The following is a 19,654-nucleotide window of genomic DNA, read 5'->3' on the forward strand; positions in this document are numbered from 1 at the left end:
AGGAGGTAAGGATATGCATAAAATCAGCCAGTCAGTAACCAAAGCTGACCACAGGGAAAAGATGAGCGGAAAAGCCAGATATATAGCAGATTTAAACTTTGACGGAATGCTTTATGCCAAGATCCTTCGTTCAACGAAAGCCTGCGGAGAAATCAAAGAGATAAAGCTTCCAAAACTTTTAGAGGGATATTATATTGTTGATTATAGAGATATAAAAGGAACGAACTTACTAAAGGTGGTTACCAGTGAACAGCCCATTTTTGCGGAAGATAGAGTGAACTTTATTGGCGAGGCTATTCTTTTGGCAGCAGGACCGGAGGAAGAACGGGTTAAGGACATAATCAATTCCATTGAAGTCATATATAAAGAAGAAACACCTGTTTTAACCTTGGAGGAAGGAAAGGAAAGTGCCGCTGAATACGAATATAAAAAGGGAGATGTAGAGAAAGCATTTTCAACGGCAGCAAGGGTAATTGAAGAAACTTTTTATACCGGTTATCAGGAACAGGCCTATATTGAACCCCAGGGAGTTATCGGGTGCTTTAAAAATAATAAAGTTACCATATATGGTTCTATGCAGTGTCCTTATTATGTAAAGGATGCAGTCGTCCAGACCCTGGGAGTAAAAAAGGATCAGGTTCAGATCATCCAGGCAACGACCGGAGGCGGTTTTGGCGGCAAAGAGGATTATCCCTCCTTACTTGCCGCTCAGGCAGCAGTAGCCGCGGTAAAGATAAAAAAACCCATTCGACTGATATTAAGCAGAAGGGAAGATATGGCAGTTACTCCAAAAAGACATCCGGCGAAATTAAATTACAGAGTGTCTCTTGACGGTGAAAACCGCATTACCGGAATGGAGATTGATATTAAAATAGACGGCGGAGCTTATGCCGGTTTATCCAGTGTAGTATTGCAGCGGTCTTTAATCTCTGCAACCGGAGTGTATCTGATTCCAAATCTTAAGGTACAGGGAAAAGTCATGTTAACCAACACAGTACCAAATGGAGCATTCCGTGGATTTGGTGCCCCCCAGAGTTTTTATGCAGTAGAAACCCTTATGGCACATATTGGGAAAGAAATCGGAGTAACGCCGCTGGAACTTAAGAAGGCTTATCTGGTGAAACAAGGAGACATAACTGCTACCAACGGTAAATTCCATTATCCGGTTATTTTGCCCCAGATGCTTGATAAAATAGAAGCCATGTCAGGCTACAGCGAAAAGAAGGAACGTTACCGGAATCAGAATACCAGATTTAGAAAGGGAATTGGCATGGCTTTATTCCTTCATGGCTGTGGTTTTACCGGTTCTGCGGAACGGGATCATATAAAATCCGTTGTGAAATTAGTAAAGAACAAAGACGATACCATAGAAATACTGGCCAGCAATACGGATATCGGGCAGGGACTTAAGACTACTTTAAGTAAAGTAGTAGCAGAGGTTTTAGAGATACCCTTAGAACAAATCACCTATTCAAACCCAGATACGGACCGGGTACCAAATTCGGGACCCACGGTGGCTTCAAGATCCCTTATGATTGTCGGTAAACTCTTAGAGCGTGCAGCCAGGCGGCTGAAAGAGAACTGGAATTTGGGAGAATATCAAGTTGTGGAAGAACATTATAAACAACCCTATATGATACCCTGGGATCCAGAAACCTTTTCCGGAGATGCGTATCCTACTTATTCCTGGGGAATTAATGTGGTGGAAGTGGAGGTAGATACCCTCCTTGCGACCACGGAGTTACTGGGTGTCTGGGGAGTATATGATGTAGGTACGGTAATCGATGAGACAATTATGAGAGGGCAGATGGAAGGCGGTATGCTTCAGGGACTAGGCTACGGTTCGATGGAAAAGATGGAGAATTACCAGGGGGCTGTCAAACAGGCAAGTCTTACAGATTATATTATTCCAACGGCAAAGGATACCCTTCCCTTTGAAACTGCTGCTATGGATAACCCATATGACGAAGGACCGTTTGGAGCGAAGGGAGCCGGCGAACTTACTATTTTGGGAACCGCACCTGCTTATTCAGAAGCCATCGAGCAGGCAGTCGGAGCTAAAATTTATAGTATTCCGGTTACTCCTGAAAAATTATTGGAACTAATCTAATCAGCCACACTAACTGCGAGGCGTTTCTTATCGGTAATAGCAAACACGAATAATGATTCCCAACCGCCATATTCTCATAACAGAAAGGACTGTAAATTATGATAGATTTTGAACTAAATGATAAAATGGTACAGTCAGCTGCCGACCCTTCATCCCGCCTGCTGGATGTTTTACGAAAGGATTTCGGACTTTTAGGACCTAAAGAAGGCTGTGGTGAAGGCGAATGCGGAGCTTGTGCTGTTTTAATAGATGGTAAACTTATTAATTCCTGTCTGGTAGCCATAGGAAGCTTATCCGGAGCAAAGGTTATGACGATAGAAGGATACCAAAGGACTAAGAGGTATGAGGTTCTTGAAAATACATTTGCAAAGGCGGGTGCCGTTCAATGCGGATTTTGTACCCCTGGAATGATAATGGCAGCAGAAGCCCTTCTTACCCGTAACCAAAACCCAACCCTTGAGGAAATCAGAGAAGCCATATCCGGCAATCTGTGCCGGTGCACCGGTTATAATATGATTGTCGCAGCAATAAAGATGGCTGCCAGTGAGGGGGAAGGTTTATGGTAGGCTTAACCCCAAAAGACTTAAAAGAGGCTGTTATTATAAAATATAATAATATAGAAGCAAAATTTTATGCCGGTGGAACAGATTTTATGGTTCGCCATGATTCTTGTGATAAATTGATTTTTTTAAATCAGGTAAAGGAATTAAAACAGGTTTATAAAGGTGACGGTTATCTGCATATCGGTTCCGGCTGTACTTATGTAGAACTCCTTGGAGACAAAAGGATTCCTTTCATATTAAAAGAGGCCATAAGGGGTATTGCAGCCCCAGCCATACGAAATATAGGTACCATAGGAGGCAATATCTGCAATGCCTCACCAGCCGGAGATACCTTGCCGGTTCTATATGCCCTGGAGGCAGAAGTAGTGCTGATCTCCATTGCAGGTGAGAGAACCATGCCAATTATGGAGTTCATAACGGGTATTCGTAAGCTGGCGCTTCTAAATACTGAGTTGTTAAAGGAAATCATTCTACCGGATAGGGAATTTGACATAACATATTATAAAAAAGTCGGAGCCAGAAAATCCCAAGCCCTGTCAAAGCTTTCCTTTGCCGGGTTTGCCAACAAGAGTGGTAACCGGGTGACGGATCTGCGGATTGCCTTTGGTTCTGTAGGTATCACCGCAGTCAGAGTGAAAGCGTTGGAGACTAAGTATGCTGGACTCTCTGCGGAGGAATTAAAACAAAGACTTGAAGAAATCCTGTCAGATTACTCGGCTTATATAAAACCCATTGATGACCAGCGCTCCACAGCCGCTTATCGTAAGAAGGTGTGCTTAAATCTTTTAGGGGATTTTATTGGTAATTTATAAGATAATGCAACTCCAATATTGTATTGAAATACCAGAAAATGAATCAATATTACAAAGAAGGTGTTTAAGGAGGAAAGCCATGCTTTTAGTGGGAAACGGCACGATTATAACCAGAGACCAGAATAATACCATAATCCCAAATGGTGCAGTCTGCATCCGCGGGGAATTTATTTGTGAGGTGGGTCCTCTTAAGATACTGAAAACCAAATATAAAGATGCCACGTTTATCGATGCCCATGGCGGATTGATTATGCCGGGGCTTATTAATACCCATAATCATATTTACAGTGCCTTTGCCAGAGGCTTGTCCATACCAGGTAATCATCCGACGGATTTTCTACAGATTCTTAATGGCACCTGGTGGAGGCTGGACAGGAAACTAACATTAAAACAGGTGGATTTAAGTGCAAAAGCAGTTTATACAGAATGTATTAAGAATGGTGTAACTACGGTTTTTGATCATCACGCCAGCTTTGGAGCCATTGAAGGAAGCCTGTCTGTAATAGGTGAAGCGGCAAAGAAATACGGAGTGCGTTCCTGTCTGTGCTATGAAATCTCTGACCGGGACGGACAGGAGAAGAAATTACAATCCATACGTGAGAACTTTGAATTTATAAAAGCCTGCAAAACGGACACCACCGGTATGTTAAAAGCTATGATTGGCATGCATGCCTCCTTAACCTTAAGTGATGAAACCCTTGGGTACTGTGTGGAACAAAATCAAGGGGAAAACGGATTTCATATTCATGTGGCAGAAGGCATTCAGGATGCACAGCATTGTCAGGAAACCTATCACATGTCTATTGTCAAACGTCTGTATCAAAAAGGAATTCTAGGCAGGAAAACCATTGCTGCCCATTGTGTCCACATCGATGAAACTGATATAGAGTTATTAAAAGAAACCGATACTTGTGTCGTTCATAACCCGGAATCCAATATGGGTAATGGGGTAGGCACCACAGCGGTGTTGCCGATGTATGAAAGAGGCATTATGTTAGGTCTTGGCACCGATGGCTATACCAATGATATGCTGGAGTCCATGAAAGTGGCCAATCTTCTTCATAAACATAACAGCGGTAATCCCTCGGCCGCCTGGGCAGAAATACCGGATATGATTTTTAAGAATAATGCAGAAATAGCAGGGAGATTCTTTGAGGATCCGATAGGAATTTTAAAAAAAGGTGCTTATGGAGATGTTATTGTCTTAGAATATGATCCCTTAACCCCTATGAAGAAAGAAAATATCAACAGCCATCTACTCTTTGGAATGAATGGAAGAAACACAATTACAACCATCATAAATGGTAACCTGCTTATGAAGGACCGGGAGCTGCAACACATTGATGAAGCAGAACTTATGAGTCAATGCAGGGAAGGAGCTATTAAGCTGTGGCAGGAATTGTAATTTTAAACAGTACGGAATGTAATGAGACCTTCTTATGGTATGGATATTTGCAAAATTACAATATATCAGCTATATAACAAGGGGATATTTTATAATTACATGGCTTGCAATTTGAAGTTTTAAGGTAATAAGAAAGGGAAGATAATGTATGAGTGACAAAATGAGACCAGTACCTTTTGAGGAACTGTTAAAACAGGCTTTATGGGAATATAGGCAGAAAGGTTCCTTCTTTTTCGTACCAGTTGAAAAAATAGACAGCCAGATCCCAAAGGTCCACTTAAGCGGTAAGGAAATCGAATCACCAATTGGACCGGCCGCCGGACCCCATACCCAGTTAGCCCAGAATATAATTGCCGCTTATGCTGCCGGAGCCAGGTATTTTGAATTAAAGACAGTTCAGATAGTAGAGGGAGAGAGTTTAGGACTTAAGAAACCCTGTATTTATGTAAGTGATGAAGCATATAATACGGAGTGGTCCACGGAGTTAACCGTTATTCAGGCCTTAGAGGAATATATCAAAGCCTGGTATCTTTTAAAACTGCTGATCAAAGAGTTTAAACTTGGAGACCCCGAGGGATTTGTATTTAATATGAGTGTGGGTTACAACCTAGAAGGCATAAAATCAGAAAAGATAGATTATTTTATAGAAAGTATGAAGGATGCCTCTAAGGTGAGGGCTTATCAGGACTATGTGCGGTTTACCATAGAGCATCTTGACTGGTTTACCTCTCTAACCAGAGAATACGTAACAGGTCTTTGGCCTTATATCAGCAATACCATTACTCTTTCCACCATGCACGGCTGCCCGGCTAAGGAAATTGAAAGTATAACCACCTATTTGATGGAGGTTAAAAAGCTAAATACCTATTTAAAATGTAATCCAACCCTTCTTGGTGTTTTACAGGTAAGGACTATTCTTGACAAGATGGGATATGAGTATGTCACATTTGATAGAGAAAGCTTTGAAGCAGATATTTCTTTTGAAGCAGTAACGGAACTGCTTGCGCGTCTCCAGACTGTGAGTAAAAGAGTTAAGGTGGAATTCGGGGTTAAACTTACCAATACCTTTCCGGTACGGATCAAAGAGCAGGAATTGCAGGGGGAAACCATGTATATGTCCGGTCCGGCTCTCTATCCGCTGACCATAGGAGTTGCTGCAAAATTAAGCGAGGCTTTTAAGGGTAACCTATCTATATCTTACTCCGGCGGAGCTGATACCGGGAATATCGGGGCAATCTATGAAACCGGAATCTGTCCCATTACCGTATCAACCCTTTTGCTAAAGCCGGGTGGTTACCGGAATTTAACCAGGCTGAACAAAGCATTGGCAGATAAGCCTGTGAAACAAAAACAGAGTATTGAGACAGAGCTGGTAAAGAAATTGGCAGAAAAAGCGGTACAGGATACAAGGTATTTTAAGACGGATCGGAAGAAGGAAAAGAAAAAATTATCAGTCACTTCCTATTCTCCCTTTTGCTCAAAATGCAGAAATTGTGTGGAGGTTTGTCCAAACCGAGCAAATCAGTCCTACGAATGGAAGCAAAAAAGTTATGTCCTGCATCAGGACCGGTTATGTAATGAATGCGGAACCTGTTCCTTCTTCTGTATCTTGGGGCATGTACCTTATAAAGAGAAATTCACCGAGTTTTATAACCGGGAGGATATGCAAGAAAGTGATAATGATGGGTTTTACAGGAAACAGGAGAGGTTCACAATCCGGATAGCCGGTCAGGTCCATACAGGCAGTTTAACGGAGCTGCGTACCATATCAGAGGAAGTAACTGAAATATTAGAACATCATTATGCAAATAACCGGACGGATTACGCAGGATAAACTTTCATCTGGGAGTTTGAAGAAATAATTCGTTCTGTCAATTTGAAGGAATAAATCGTTCTGTCAATTTGAAAATCATGTACTAGAGCATATAGAATCATTTCATATCTAACAGGAGGAAAATCAGTGAGCCAGTTTGAACTCGTACAGTATAAGCGGAAAAAAGGAACGAAGAAGAATCTGGACCATTTAGGTCTAAATGCGGCGAAGAAGGCACAAAAATTTCACAGCAGTTTTGATATGTATAAAGAAACACCCCTTGTTTCTTTAAGCAGTCTGTCAAAAGAATTAAACGTAAAAAATATATACGTTAAAGATGAATCCTACCGGTTTGGTTTAAATGCCTTTAAGGTATTAGGGGGCAGTTTTGCTATCGGCAATTACATAGCAGAGAAGTTAGGAAGGGATATCGAGGAACTTCCCTATCATACTATGATTTCTAAAGAAGTAAAGGAAAAACTGGGGGATATTACCTTCATATCCGCAACCGATGGAAATCACGGAAGAGGTGTTGCCTGGACAGCGAACCAGCTAAAACAGAAATCCGTGATTTTAATGCCGGCAGGCAGTGCAGAGGAACGACTTTACAATATCCAGTCAGAAGGAGCAAAAGCATCTATTACAGATTTGAATTATGACGAGGCAGTACGTTTAGCTAACCGTTATGCAGAAGAAAATGGCTGGGTACTAGTTCAGGATACTGCCTGGGAGGGCTATGAGGCAATACCGACCTGGATTATGCAAGGATATACAACCCTGGCGTATGAAGCTTATTTACAACTACAGGGCGTAAAACCTACCCATATTTTTCTTCAGGCAGGAGTTGGATCCTTTGCCGGTGCAGTTCAGGGATTTTTCGCAAGTGTTTATGGGGACGACAGACCGGTTACCACCATTGTGGAACCAAATGCCGCCGCTTGTATCTTTCAGACTGCAAAAGCAGAGGATGGAAAAATACATCCCGTAACCGGCAATATGAACACTATTATGGCAGGGCTTGCCTGTGGGGAACCGGCTACGGTAGCCTGGGAGGTATTAAAGGATTACTCCGATAATTTCGTCTCTTGTCCGGATTATACCGCAGCCCAGGGAATGCGGATACTTGGCAATCCTTTAGCTGGAGATGAAAAAATTGTGGCCGGGGAGAGCGGAGCAGCAGGTTTTGGATTAGTCAGCGAGGTTTTAAGAAATCCCGAGCTTGACTGGTTAAAAAAGGCTTTGGGTATTGATGAAAATTCGGTTCTTCTCTTTTTTAATAGTGAAGGGGATACCGATAGGGACAATTATAGAAGAATTGTCTGGGATGGGTTTTATAAAAGAACGGATATGGACTAATTAGCACTTGAAAATAGTCAAAAACCAAAGTAAAAGCCTGGAGTTTAAAATTAAAAACGAACTTACAAACATATTAATATTCAAATTAGAACTTAAGGGTTAGCGCAAGGTTCAAGTTACAGAGTTTGCAGTGCTTAACGTTCTTTATTTATAACTCATTTATCTCATTTATATTGTATGTAATTTTTATCAGGGCTTATCTTTTGGTTATATATTATATATTTGCATGAATAAATATTAATTTTCCACAGGATTCAGAAAAAGGAGGAAAAACCGTGTTAGATAAGAACAGGGAAATGGAAGTGATTGCATTATGCCAGAAACTGGTCCGGGCCAAGAGTTATTCCGGAGAAGAGAACCTGGCAGCAGAAGAATTGTCTGCATTCTTTAAGGAGAAAGGCTTTGATGAGGTAACCGTAGATAAATACGGCAACCTGATTGGAAGGATAAAGGGTAATCGCCCGGGAAAAAAAATCCTGTTTGACGGTCACCTGGATACCGTTGTGGTGGGAAAGGAAGCAGACTGGGAGTATCCTCCTTTTCAGGCAGAGATTCATGAGGGCAAAATATACGGCAGAGGAACGTCGGATATGAAGGGTGCAGTAGCAGCTATGGCTTGCGCGGCAGCGAATTATGCCCAGGATACCGACAGAGAATTTGCCGGGGAAATCTATGTGGCCGGGGTGGTACATGAGGAGTGTTTTGAAGGAATAGCAGCAAGAAATATCAGTGCCTTGGTAAAACCGGATTATGTTATTATCGGAGAAGCCTCAGACCTTAATCTTAAAATCGGCCAGAGGGGACGGGCGGAAATAAAGCTAGAAACCTTTGGCATACCTGCCCATTCTGCCAATCCGGAAAAGGGAATCAATGCGGTTTATAAGATGTCAAAAGTCATTGAGGCTGTCAGAACGTTAGAGCCCACCAGTCATTCGGTCCTTGGAAAAGGCATACTGGAACTGACGGACATCAAGTCAAGTCCTTATCCGGGAGCGTCTGTGGTACCGGAATACTGTGCGGCAACTTATGACAGAAGGCTTTTGGTAGGAGAAACGAAGGAAAGTGTGTTACAACCCATTGAAGAGCTGTTAGAACAGTTAAAAGCAGAAGACCCGGAATTAAAGGTGAAGGTATCCTATGCAGTGGGAAAAGAAAACTGCTATACCGGTGAGACCATAGAAGGGGAGAGGTTCTTTCCAGGGTGGCTCTTTGACAGAGAAGAACCCTTTATTGCAGAAGCCTTAAAAGAACTAAAAACCCTGGGCTATGAAACAGAAATAACCCAGTACAATTTTTGCACCAATGGAAGTCATTATGCCGGTGAAGCAGGCATAAAAACAATGGGTATGGGACCGTCAAGAGAAAATCTGGCCCACACCATGAATGAATATATTGAAATCGACCAGTTAACGAAAGTAACGGGAGCTTATTATGCAATTATGAAAGCACTGCTGGTGTAAGGCAGAAGGGAGCCGGTATGAAACTATTGATAAAAGGCACCACAATCGTTGACGGAAGTTCTGACCAATCCTTTTACGGGGATGTACTTATGGAAGACGGAATCATAAAAGAAGTGGGAAGCATTCCAGATAAAACATACACAGGTACGGTAATCATTGACGGCAAAGGACTGGTCACAGCACCTGGTTTTATTGATACCCACAGCCATAGCGATTTAAAAGTACTGACAGAACCAGAAATTTTACCAAAGGTCATGCAGGGCATTACAACGGAGGTACTGGGTCAGGATGGCATATCCATGGCGCCTCTGCCTAAGCAATATATTGATACCTGGCGTAAAAACCTTGCTGGTCTGGATGGGGAAAGTGACTTGATTAACTGGGATTATGAAACTACAAAAAACTATCTCAAAATGATAGAAGCTGTGAAACCCGGTCTTAATGAAGCCTATCTGGTACCTCACGGCAACATTAGAATGGAAGCTATGGGTCTTGATAACCGGCAGCCAGATAATAAAGAGCTGGAAATCATGTGCCGCATTACCAGAAGAGAGATGGAGGCAGGCTGCCTTGGGCTGTCTTCCGGTTTGATTTATACACCCTGTGCCTACTCAGCAACCTCTGAAATTATTGAATTATGTAAAGTAGTGGCAGAATACGAGGGAGTCTTTGTGGTACATCAAAGAAGTGAAGCTGATGGGGTTCAGGAATCTATGGAAGAGATTTTAGAGGTTGGCAGAAGGTCCGGTGTCAAAATACATTTTTCCCATTTTAAAGTATGCGGAAAAGACAACTGGGATAAATTAGAGGATATGTTAAAATTATTAGACCAGGCAAGGGAAGAAGGCATCCAGGTATCCTTTGACCAGTACCCTTATGTGGCGGGCAGTACCATGCTTTCAGTCATACTTCCGCCCTGGGTCCATGACGGAGGTACCAATGAGCTGATGAAACGGCTGGGGGATGAAACGCTTCGTATTAAAATGAAAGAAGATATACAAAACGGAATACCGGGCTGGGATAATTTTATCCGTTTTGCCGGTGTGGAGGGGATTTTTATTACCAGTGTGGCAACGGATAAGAATAAAGGGCTAATTGGTAAAAATTTAAAGGAAATCGGAGAATTACAAGGCAAAGACCCTTTAGACGCTGCTTTTGATCTATTGGCAGAGGAAGAGAATGGGGTTGGCATGGTGGACTTTTACGGCTCTGAGGAAGCGGTCATAAAAATCCTGAAGAGAGCGGAAATGAATGCCTGCACCGACGGGCTTTTATCCGGTAAGCCTCATCCAAGAGTATACGGTTCTTTCCCTAGAATCCTCGGAAAATATGTAAGGGAAGAAAATGCACTTAGTCTGGAAGAAGCCATATACAAGCTTACCCATAAAGCCGCAAAAGCCATGAATATAAAAAACAGAGGGTTGATAAAACCCGGATATTATGCCGACATTACTATGTTTAACCCGGATACCGTATTAGATCAGGGAACTTATACAGAACCGATGCAATATCCAACCGGTATTGCGTATGTAATTATCAATGGAGAAGTTGTTGTTAGTAAAGGCAAGCCTACCGGAGTAAGAGCTGGACAGGTAATTAGAAGAATAAGTTCTTGAAAGTCACATGTTGTCAAAAAGGAGGAAGCTCATGTACCAATTTACAATCAATCACCAGACGATAACGACAGAAGAAGAGGTTAACCTCCTGGAATATATGAGGGATGTCCTTGACATTACTTCGGTAAAAAACGGCTGTATGGAAGGCGCCTGCGGCGCTTGTATGGTCTTAATGGACCAAAAGGCAGTCAGAGCCTGCCTTTTTACTACCGCCAAAGCAGACGGCAGGGAAATACTTACCGTGGAAGGGCTGTCCAAACGGGAGCAGGAGGTCTACTCCTTTGCCTTTGCAGAAGCCGGAGCAGTGCAGTGCGGCTTTTGTATACCGGGCATGATAATAAGTGCCAAAGGGTTACTTGATAAAAATCCAAAGCCTCTTAAGTCAGAGGTGAAACAGGCTATAAAGGGCAATATCTGCCGCTGTACCGGTTATGTTAAAATAGAACAGGCTATTCTTTTGGCCGCCGAATATCTCAGGGAAGGAAAAGAAGTGCCGGTTAGGGAATTTTCCGGACAGGTCGGGGAGCGGAGCCACAGACCGGATGCAGAAGGGAAGGTACTAGGAACCGCCAAGTTTTCAGATGATCTTAAAGTACCTCGTATGGTTTACGGCTCTGCCCTTCGGTCTAAGTATCCCAGGGCTTTGGTAAAGGCAGTCCATCTGGAACAGGCTTATAAGCATCCGGAGGTTATAAAAATCGTATTGGCAGAAGATATTCCTGGTGAGCGCTACATCGGGCATCTGACCCATGATTGGCCGGCTATCATAGCCACGGGAGAGGAAACCAGGTATCCCGGAGATTCCATCTGTCTGATTGCAGCCAGAACGAAAAAGGCGCTAAATGAAATTAAGGACTTAATCGAAGTGGAATATGAAGAACTTACCCCTATGCTCAGTCCCTTTGAGGCTATGAAAGAGGATGCGCCGCTTATTCACGACAGCGGTAATATATACCGTAAGGAATTGATTCATAGAGGCAATGTAGAAGAAGCCCTTAAGAATTCCGCTCATGTCGTTACCAAAGTATATAATACCCCTGCCCAGGAACATGCTTTTCTGGAACCGGAAAGTGCTCTTGCTGTACCGGAGGGGGATGGTCTTACGGTATATACCGGAGGACAGAGTATTTATGATGAATACCGGGAAATCGGCATGCTACTTGGTATACCACAGGAAAAACTGCGGATTATCAGTGCTTATGTAGGCGGCGGCTTTGGCGGGAAGGAAGATATGAGTGTTCAGCACCATGCAGCCTTACTGGCTTATCTATGTAAAATGCCGGTGAAGGTAACCCTGACCAGAGAAGAAAGCCTCCTGGTTCATCCAAAGCGCCACCCAATGGAGATGGAGCTGACTACCGGCTGTGATGAAACGGGCAGGCTGACCGCCATGCGACTGCGCCTTACTGCCGATACGGGAGCTTATGCATCTCTTGGAGGACCAGTGCTCCAGCGGGCCTGTACCCATGCGGCTGGACCTTATAATTACCAGAATATTGATATTATCGGTCTTGCGGTTTATACCAATAACGTACCCTCCGGGGCCTTTAGAGGGTTTGGGGTGACTCAGACTATGTTCGCTACGGAGTGTAATCTAAATTTACTGGCAGAAAAAGCAGGTCTTGACCCCTATGAAATACGTTATCTAAATGCAATTCGCCCGGGTCAGACCCTGCCCAATGGACAGCTTGCCGATGAAGGTACTGGTCTTTTAGAAACCTTGGAAGCGGTTAAGGAGGAATATTATAGGAATTATGACCGGGCAGGAATTGCCTGTGCCATAAAAAATGCCGGTGTAGGGGTAGGTATTCCCGATACGGGCAGAGTGCGCCTTAAAATCGTAGACGGAAAAGTGTCTCTTCGTACCAGTGCCGCCTGTATGGGTCAGGGAATTGCTGCTACCATGCGTGCAATCTGCTGTGAAACCACAGGACTTAGGGCAGAAGAGGTAATTGTTGCAAGACCGGATACAAAGTATACGCCTAATTCCGGTACCAGTACAGCGTCCAGACAGACAGTTATAACCGGTGAAACCGTAAGAAGGGTTTCCCTCCTGCTAAAGAAAGCTCTTGAAACACATAGCCTAAAAGAGCTGGAGGGGGAAGAATTCTATGAGGAGTTTGTAGGAATTACAGACCCAATGGGAGCGGATAAACCCAATCCGGTCAGTCATTTGGCATATGGCTATGCCACCCAGGTGGTTATCTTAAATGATGAGGGAAAGGTTGGGACAGTGATTGCCGCTCACGACGTAGGCCGTGCCATTAATCCAAGTAACGTGGAAGGTCAGATTGAAGGCGGGGTAGTAATGGGACTTGGCTTTGGACTTACCGAGAATCCCAGAATTAAAAGCGGAAGACCAACTGCGAAATACGGTACCCTTGGGCTGTTTCGTGCCCCCGAGGTGCCTGAAATTAAAACAATACTGATAGAAAAGAATAAAGCGGAATTAGCTTATGGTGCCAAGGGAGTCGGTGAAATTCCGTTAATACCAACATCTCCTGCGGCCCAGGCAGCTTATTATAAGCGGGACGGCATATTCAGGACCAGCCTGCCCCTTAAGAATACCCCATACAGCAAGCAGGAGTAGCCTTTATAAAAATCGTTCTATATTTATGCGTTATTTTGCAACATTATTAAAAACACACGAAATACTTGTTGTAAAATTAAATTTACTTATTAATAGCATTAAAATTTATATTATAAAATTTGCTTGATTAGTTCATCAAATAGATTGACAAAAAACTATTTTATGATATACTAAGTAATCATTAAAGTTAAAACGCTTGCGCAGGCGTTGTATGTATATTATATCGTATAAGATACTTACAACACCTTTTTCATTCAACAATTGATTTATTATTTTATCAAACCGGATGGAATTATAGGCCCAAAGAAGGGAGTTGTATGCACATATAGTACATACAGCTCCTTATTTATTTTCAGACTATAATTCAAAACGTTCCCCAATTTTCGTACATATGCTTTAGGAGATAGACAGGAAATGTCTGTGTAAATGCGGACATACATCAATCCTACGGGCATAATGTGATATAGGTATCATAACAAGATAAACAATTCTTACAGGAGGAAGTTAATTATGAAAAAAGTTTTTACGTTATTTTTGGTACTTGCTATGTTAACTGGTCTGGTAACCGGTTGTAGTTCTTCGGATAAGAAAGATACTACGGAACCAGCTGCAACCACCACCCCTACAGAGGCAGCTACCACTGACAGCACAGCATCCACAGATGAAGCAACACCGGCACCTACTACGGAAGCTACAGATGTATCTGGTATTAAAGTTGGTATCATCTATGTAGGTGATGAGAATGAAGGTTATACCGCCGCTCATATGGCTGGTATTGATGAAATGATTAAAACTCTTGGTTTATCAGAAGACCAGGTAATTGAAAAAACCAACATTGCTGAAGACGAATCCTGCTACGATGCAGCAGTAGATTTAGCAGATCAGGGCTGTAACATTATCTTTGCAAACAGCTTTGGACATGAAGATTATATGCTTCAGGCAGCAAAAGAATATCCAGAAGTTCAGTTCTGCCATGCAACAGGATATAAGGCAGCTTCCTCCGGTTTACCAAACGTACATAACTACTTTACATCCGTTTATGAATCCCGTTATGTATCCGGTGTGGTTGCAGGCTTAAAATTAAATGAAATGATCGAAAAAGGAACTATCACCGCAGATAAAGCAAAAATGGGTTATGTAGGTGCTTATCCTTACGCAGAAGTAGTATCTGGTTATACCTCCTTCTACCTTGGAGCTAAAAGCGTATGCCCATCCGTAACCATGGAAGTTCAATACACCAATAGCTGGGCTGATATGGCAGGCGAGAGTGAAGTTGCCAAGAAACTGATTCAGGACGGATGTGTATTACTCAGCCAGCATGCTGATACAACCGGTGCTCCTACCGCAGCAGAAGAAGCTAAGGTACCTATTGTTGGATACAATGTAGACATGACTTCCGTAGCACCGAATGCAGCTTTAACATCAGCTACGATTAACTGGGGTCCTTATTATACTTACGCAGTAAAGAGCATCCTTGATAAAACACCAATCGCTACTGACTGGTGCCAGGGCTTTAAGGAAGGCGCTGTAGGCATCTCTCCTTTAAATGATGCAGTAGTTGCAGCAGGAACAGCAGATAAAGTAGCAGAAGTAGAAGCAGCTTTAAAAGACGGCACCTTAAAAGTATTTGATACCAGTACATTTACGGTAAACGGTTCCAAAATTGAAGACTTAATTAAATCAAATGCCGATTTTGAAAAATATTCCGCATATGTATCCGATGGATATTTCCATGAATCTGAAGTAATTTCTGCTCCAGCATTTGACTTAAGAATTGATGGAATTACAGAATTAACGCAGAATTAAAAATAACCAGAGAAGTTAAGCGCGCAATTATGCTATATAGACAGTGTAAAAATATAACAGCTAATTGTAATAAGCTCATAATGTATAATTAACAGTAATAAATGAATTGAGCCAACCAAGTAAAAGAAACAGCAATAGAGACAGTAATAAGAACACCGATTGCAGGAATAGTATATATTCCTGCAATCGGACATATAGGGGTTGAAACTATCACCAATTAAGCGGAACTGCACATGCACAGTTCCGCAAATTTACTGTATAGGAGGTCTTTTTGTGGAACAGATTAACGCGATTGAGTTGAAAAATGTTACCAAGCGTTTTGGTGAGGTCATAGCGAATGACAATGTCAATTTATCGCTTAGGAAAGGAGAAATCCTTTCTATCCTGGGAGAGAATGGAAGCGGAAAAACTACACTGATGAATATGCTTTCCGGAATATATTTTCCGGATGAAGGCCAGATATTAATTGACGGTAATGCGGTAACAATCCGTTCCCCAAAAGATTCCTTTGCACTGGGCATAGGAATGATTCATCAGCATTTTAAACTGATTAACATTTTAACGGCTGCGGAAAATATTATATTAGGCCTTCCTGGCGGAGAACGCTTAAAGATGAACCAGGTTAATGAGGAAATCAATAAGCTTACAGCCAAGTATGGATTTGACTTAAATCCGGCACAAAAAATATATAATATGTCAGTATCCCAGAAGCAGACAGTCGAAATTGTAAAGGTGTTATACCGAGGTGCAGATATTTTGATACTGGATGAACCGACAGCAGTGTTAACTCCCCAGGAGACAAAGAAACTCTTTGATGTACTCCGTAATATGAGGAAAGCCGGTAAATCCATTATTATCATAACCCATAAATTAAATGAGGTATTAGAACTCTCTGACCGTGTAGCCGTACTCAGAAAAGGAAAATACATTGGAACTGTCAATACGAAGGAAGCCAGTGTATCCTCCTTAACGGAGATGATGGTAGGCGAAAAGGTAAAGTTAGATATTGACCGTACCGAACCTGTGAAACCGGAAAAAAGGATTGAAGTACGTGGAATTACCTGTAAAAGCAAGGAAGGGCTTACTTTACTAAAACAGGCTTCCTTCTTAGCTTACAGCGGTGAAATCCTGGGTGTGGCAGGAATTGCTGGCAGCGGACAAAAAGAACTGTTAGAGGCCATAGCAGGTCTCCAGCAAATTGACAGCGGTGAAATCTTATATTATGCACCAGAGGGGAATACCGAGAAGATTTCCGATATGAAACCGGCTCAAATCAGAGATTTAAAAATTCAGCTTTCCTTTGTTCCGGAAGACAGACTTGGAATGGGGCTGGTAGGATCTATGGATTTAACAGATAATATGATGCTTAGAAGCTATGCGGAAGGAAATCGTTTCTTTGTAGACCGTAAAAAACCTAAGGATCTGGCAATGGATATTGTAGACAAATTAGCTGTAGTTACGCCGGGAGTAGATACTCCTGTCAGAAGACTTTCCGGAGGTAATGTACAAAAAGTATTGGTAGGGCGTGAAATTGCCTCCAATCCAACGGTTCTTATGGTAGCTTATCCGGTAAGGGGACTTGACATTAATTCTTCCTATACGATTTATAACCTATTAAATGATCAGAAGAAAAAAGGTGTGGCAGTTATCTGCGTCGGTGAGGATTTAGATGTATTACTGGAACTGTGTGACCGGATTCTTGTATTAAACAGCGGTAAGGTATCCGGTATTGTGGATGCGCGTAATACAACAAAAGAGGAGCTTGGTCTTATGATGACCGGTTCCGGAAAGGGGGCACATACAAATGAGCAAAGAAACAGCAAATAATGAAGTATTTGTACGTATGACAAAGCGGGATACCATCTCGAAAAAGAAAGCCTGGAGTATCCGTTTTCTGGCAATTGTACTGTCCCTGATCGTAAGTGCGTTGGTTATTGTAGCAATTACTCATAAGAACCCGATTCAGGTTTATCTCGGCATTATTAATGGAGCAGTCGGTAAAAACCGGCGCTTATGGGTAACCATTCGTGAAGCTTTGACCTTACTGTTAATTGCAATAGGTTTAACCCCCGCTTTTAAAATGAAGTTTTGGAATATCGGTGCGGAAGGTCAGATCTTAATGGGCGGTACCGCGGCAGCAGCTATGATGATTTATTTTGGGGATGCAATGCCAAACTGGTTGTTAATCCTTGTGATATTTATTGCAAGCAGTCTTGCCGGTATGCTATGGGGACTTCTTCCGGCAGTCTTTAAAGCCTATTATAATACCAACGAAACCTTATTTACTCTGATGCTTAACTATGTTGCCATGCAGATTGTAACCTTCTGTATCGTTACATGGGAAAACCCGGCTGGCTCTAATACCGTGGGAATTATTAATTCGGCATCCAGTAAAGGTTGGTTTGGCAAAGTGTTCGGCCTGCAATACGGACTTAACATTATTATTGTACTGGTAATGACTCTGGCAGTTTATTTGTATATGAAACACAGCAAGCATGGCTATGAAATTGCCGTTGTAGGTGAAAGCCAGCATACTGCAAGATATGCAGGTATTAATGTAAAAAGAGTCATAATAAGAACCATGATGATTTCCGGTGCCATCTGCGGTCTTGCCGGAAGTATCATCGTAAGCGGTGCGAGTCATACCATTTCTACCAGTACGGCCGGCGGTAGAGGCTTTACGGCAATCATTGTTGCCTGGATGTCTAAATTCAATCCCCTCGCCATGATAGCAGTATCCATATTCCTGGTATTTATGCAGCAGGGTTCCATCCAGATTGCATCCCAGTACGGCTTAAATGAAAATGCTTCTGATATTATCACCGGCATTTTATTATTCTTCTTAATCGGATGCGAATTCTTTATTAACTATAAATTAGAGTTCCGTAAAAATAGTAAGGAGGTGCAGTAATATGTCGTTGATTTTAACCTTTATCCAAAATGCTATCGGACAGGGCGTCAGCATTCTCTATGGTGCCTCCGGCGAAATCGTAACGGAAAAATCCGGAAACTTAAACCTTGGGATTCCCGGAATTATGTATATGGGCGGTATATCAGGACTTATGGGAGCCTTCTTTTATGAGAAATCCACAGAACACCCCAATGCGTTTGCAGGCTTAGTGATTTCAATCCTCGTAACACTTTTAGCTTCAGCCTTTGGAGGTTTGATCTACAGCATATTGACCATAACCCTCCGGGCAAATCAGAATGTTGTGGGTCTGGCATTAACCACCTTTGGTGTTGGCTTTGGTAACTTCTTCGGCGGTTCTATCTCAAAGCTTGCCGGCGGTGTGGGCCAAATCTCCGTAAAAACCACCGCAGCAGCCTTTCGAGCAAGAATACCAGGGCTTTCAGAGATACCAGTAATCGGAGATGTACTGTTTTCCTATGGCTTTTTAACTTATCTATCTGTCATACTTGCTGTATTACTTACCTATTTTCTAAAAAGAACCAGAAAAGGTCTAAACTTAAGAGCAATCGGTGAAGATCCGGCAACCGCAGATGCAGCCGGCATCAACGTATCCAGATATAAATACATTGCTACCGTATCCGGTGCAGCAATAGCCGGTCTTGGCGGTTTATACTTTGTTATGGAATACCTAGGCGGTACCTGGACCAACAATGGTTTCGGTGACAGAGGCTGGTTAGCAATCGCATTAGTAATCTTAGCACTTTGGAAACCGGTCAATGCAATCTGGGGCTCCTTCCTCTTTGGCGGACTCTATATCCTCTATATCTATCTGCCGGGACTAACAAGAGCAACCCAGGAACTATGCAAGATGCTGCCTTATGTGGTAACTATTATCGTATTAATACTAACCAGCAAACGCAATAAACAGGAAAATCAACCCCCTGCAAGTCTTGGCGAAGCATATTTCAGAGAAGACAGGTAATTAAAGAAGCTAGCAGAAAACAGTAATTAGTTAACAGCGATTCGTTAACAGTAATTTGTAAATGTCCAATTTAGTTCTTTATTTCATACTTCTGGGGCAATTGGCTTAATAAATTAATTCCTTGGTAAATTACTCATATGTAAATAAGAATTATTTCTTATATCAAAAAAAGCGGCATTGTATTTCAGACAATAATGGAATACAAGCCGCTTTTGCCAAAACCTAAACCT

Annotated in this window: 13 protein-coding genes; all 13 read left to right on the forward strand. The window is 42.3% G+C overall.

The window, feature by feature from the left end:
* Positions 1-13 precede the first annotated feature (13 nt).
* Positions 14-2,110, forward strand: coding sequence for a xanthine dehydrogenase family protein molybdopterin-binding subunit (locus QA584_RS02470; RefSeq protein WP_278272922.1), 2,097 nt, complete (start codon positions 14-16; stop codon positions 2,108-2,110).
* Between the two features lie 98 nt (positions 2,111-2,208).
* Entirely contained in the window at positions 2,209-2,676 is a 468-nt protein-coding gene (locus QA584_RS02475) for a (2Fe-2S)-binding protein (RefSeq protein ID WP_278272923.1), read from the forward strand.
* Positions 2,670-3,485, forward strand: coding sequence for an FAD binding domain-containing protein (locus tag QA584_RS02480; protein WP_278272924.1), 816 nt, complete (start codon positions 2,670-2,672; stop codon positions 3,483-3,485). Before QA584_RS02475 ends, QA584_RS02480 begins: the two co-directional genes overlap by 7 nt.
* Before the next feature lie 79 nt (positions 3,486-3,564).
* Positions 3,565-4,890: a putative aminohydrolase SsnA gene (gene ssnA, locus QA584_RS02485; protein WP_278272925.1), complete on the forward strand. Its 1,326-nt coding sequence runs from the start codon at positions 3,565-3,567 to the stop codon at positions 4,888-4,890.
* Positions 4,891-5,038: 148 nt separating this feature from the next.
* Positions 5,039-6,724: a selenate reductase gene (locus QA584_RS02490; RefSeq protein ID WP_278272926.1), complete on the forward strand. Its 1,686-nt coding sequence runs from the start codon at positions 5,039-5,041 to the stop codon at positions 6,722-6,724.
* 126 nt (positions 6,725-6,850) lie between these two features.
* A complete protein-coding gene (gene dpaL / locus QA584_RS02495) occupies positions 6,851-8,059 on the forward strand; it encodes a diaminopropionate ammonia-lyase (RefSeq protein WP_331487821.1) in 1,209 nt (402 codons plus the stop codon).
* A 296-nt stretch (positions 8,060-8,355) separates the two neighbouring features.
* A complete protein-coding gene (locus tag QA584_RS02500; RefSeq protein ID WP_278275103.1) occupies positions 8,356-9,519 on the forward strand; it encodes a YgeY family selenium metabolism-linked hydrolase in 1,164 nt (387 codons plus the stop codon).
* Between the two features lie 17 nt (positions 9,520-9,536).
* On the forward strand, positions 9,537-11,135 hold the full coding sequence (locus tag QA584_RS02505; protein WP_278272927.1) for an N-acyl-D-amino-acid deacylase family protein: 1,599 nt from the start codon (positions 9,537-9,539) through the stop codon (positions 11,133-11,135).
* A 31-nt stretch (positions 11,136-11,166) separates the two neighbouring features.
* Complete coding sequence (xdh, locus tag QA584_RS02510; protein WP_278272928.1) at positions 11,167-13,725, forward strand: selenium-dependent xanthine dehydrogenase; 2,559 nt, start codon at positions 11,167-11,169, stop codon at positions 13,723-13,725.
* A 510-nt stretch (positions 13,726-14,235) separates the two neighbouring features.
* A complete protein-coding gene (locus tag QA584_RS02515; RefSeq protein WP_278272929.1) occupies positions 14,236-15,531 on the forward strand; it encodes a BMP family ABC transporter substrate-binding protein in 1,296 nt (431 codons plus the stop codon).
* Positions 15,532-15,804: 273 nt separating this feature from the next.
* Positions 15,805-17,358 (forward strand): ABC transporter ATP-binding protein, encoded by a 1,554-nt coding sequence (locus QA584_RS02520; RefSeq protein WP_278272930.1) that lies wholly within the window; start codon positions 15,805-15,807, stop codon positions 17,356-17,358.
* Positions 17,336-18,442: an ABC transporter permease gene (locus QA584_RS02525; protein WP_278272931.1), complete on the forward strand. Its 1,107-nt coding sequence runs from the start codon at positions 17,336-17,338 to the stop codon at positions 18,440-18,442. The genes QA584_RS02520 and QA584_RS02525 overlap by 23 nt, the downstream gene beginning before the upstream one ends.
* A gap of 1 nt (position 18,443) precedes the next feature.
* The gene (locus QA584_RS02530) at positions 18,444-19,424 is read left to right on the forward strand and encodes an ABC transporter permease (protein WP_278272932.1); all 981 of its coding nucleotides are present in this window, start codon (positions 18,444-18,446) and stop codon (positions 19,422-19,424) included.
* Positions 19,425-19,654 lie beyond the last annotated feature (230 nt).

This window comes from Anaerocolumna sp. AGMB13025 (genome assembly GCF_029689925.1).
Lineage (GTDB): Bacteria > Bacillota > Clostridia > Lachnospirales > Lachnospiraceae > Anaerocolumna.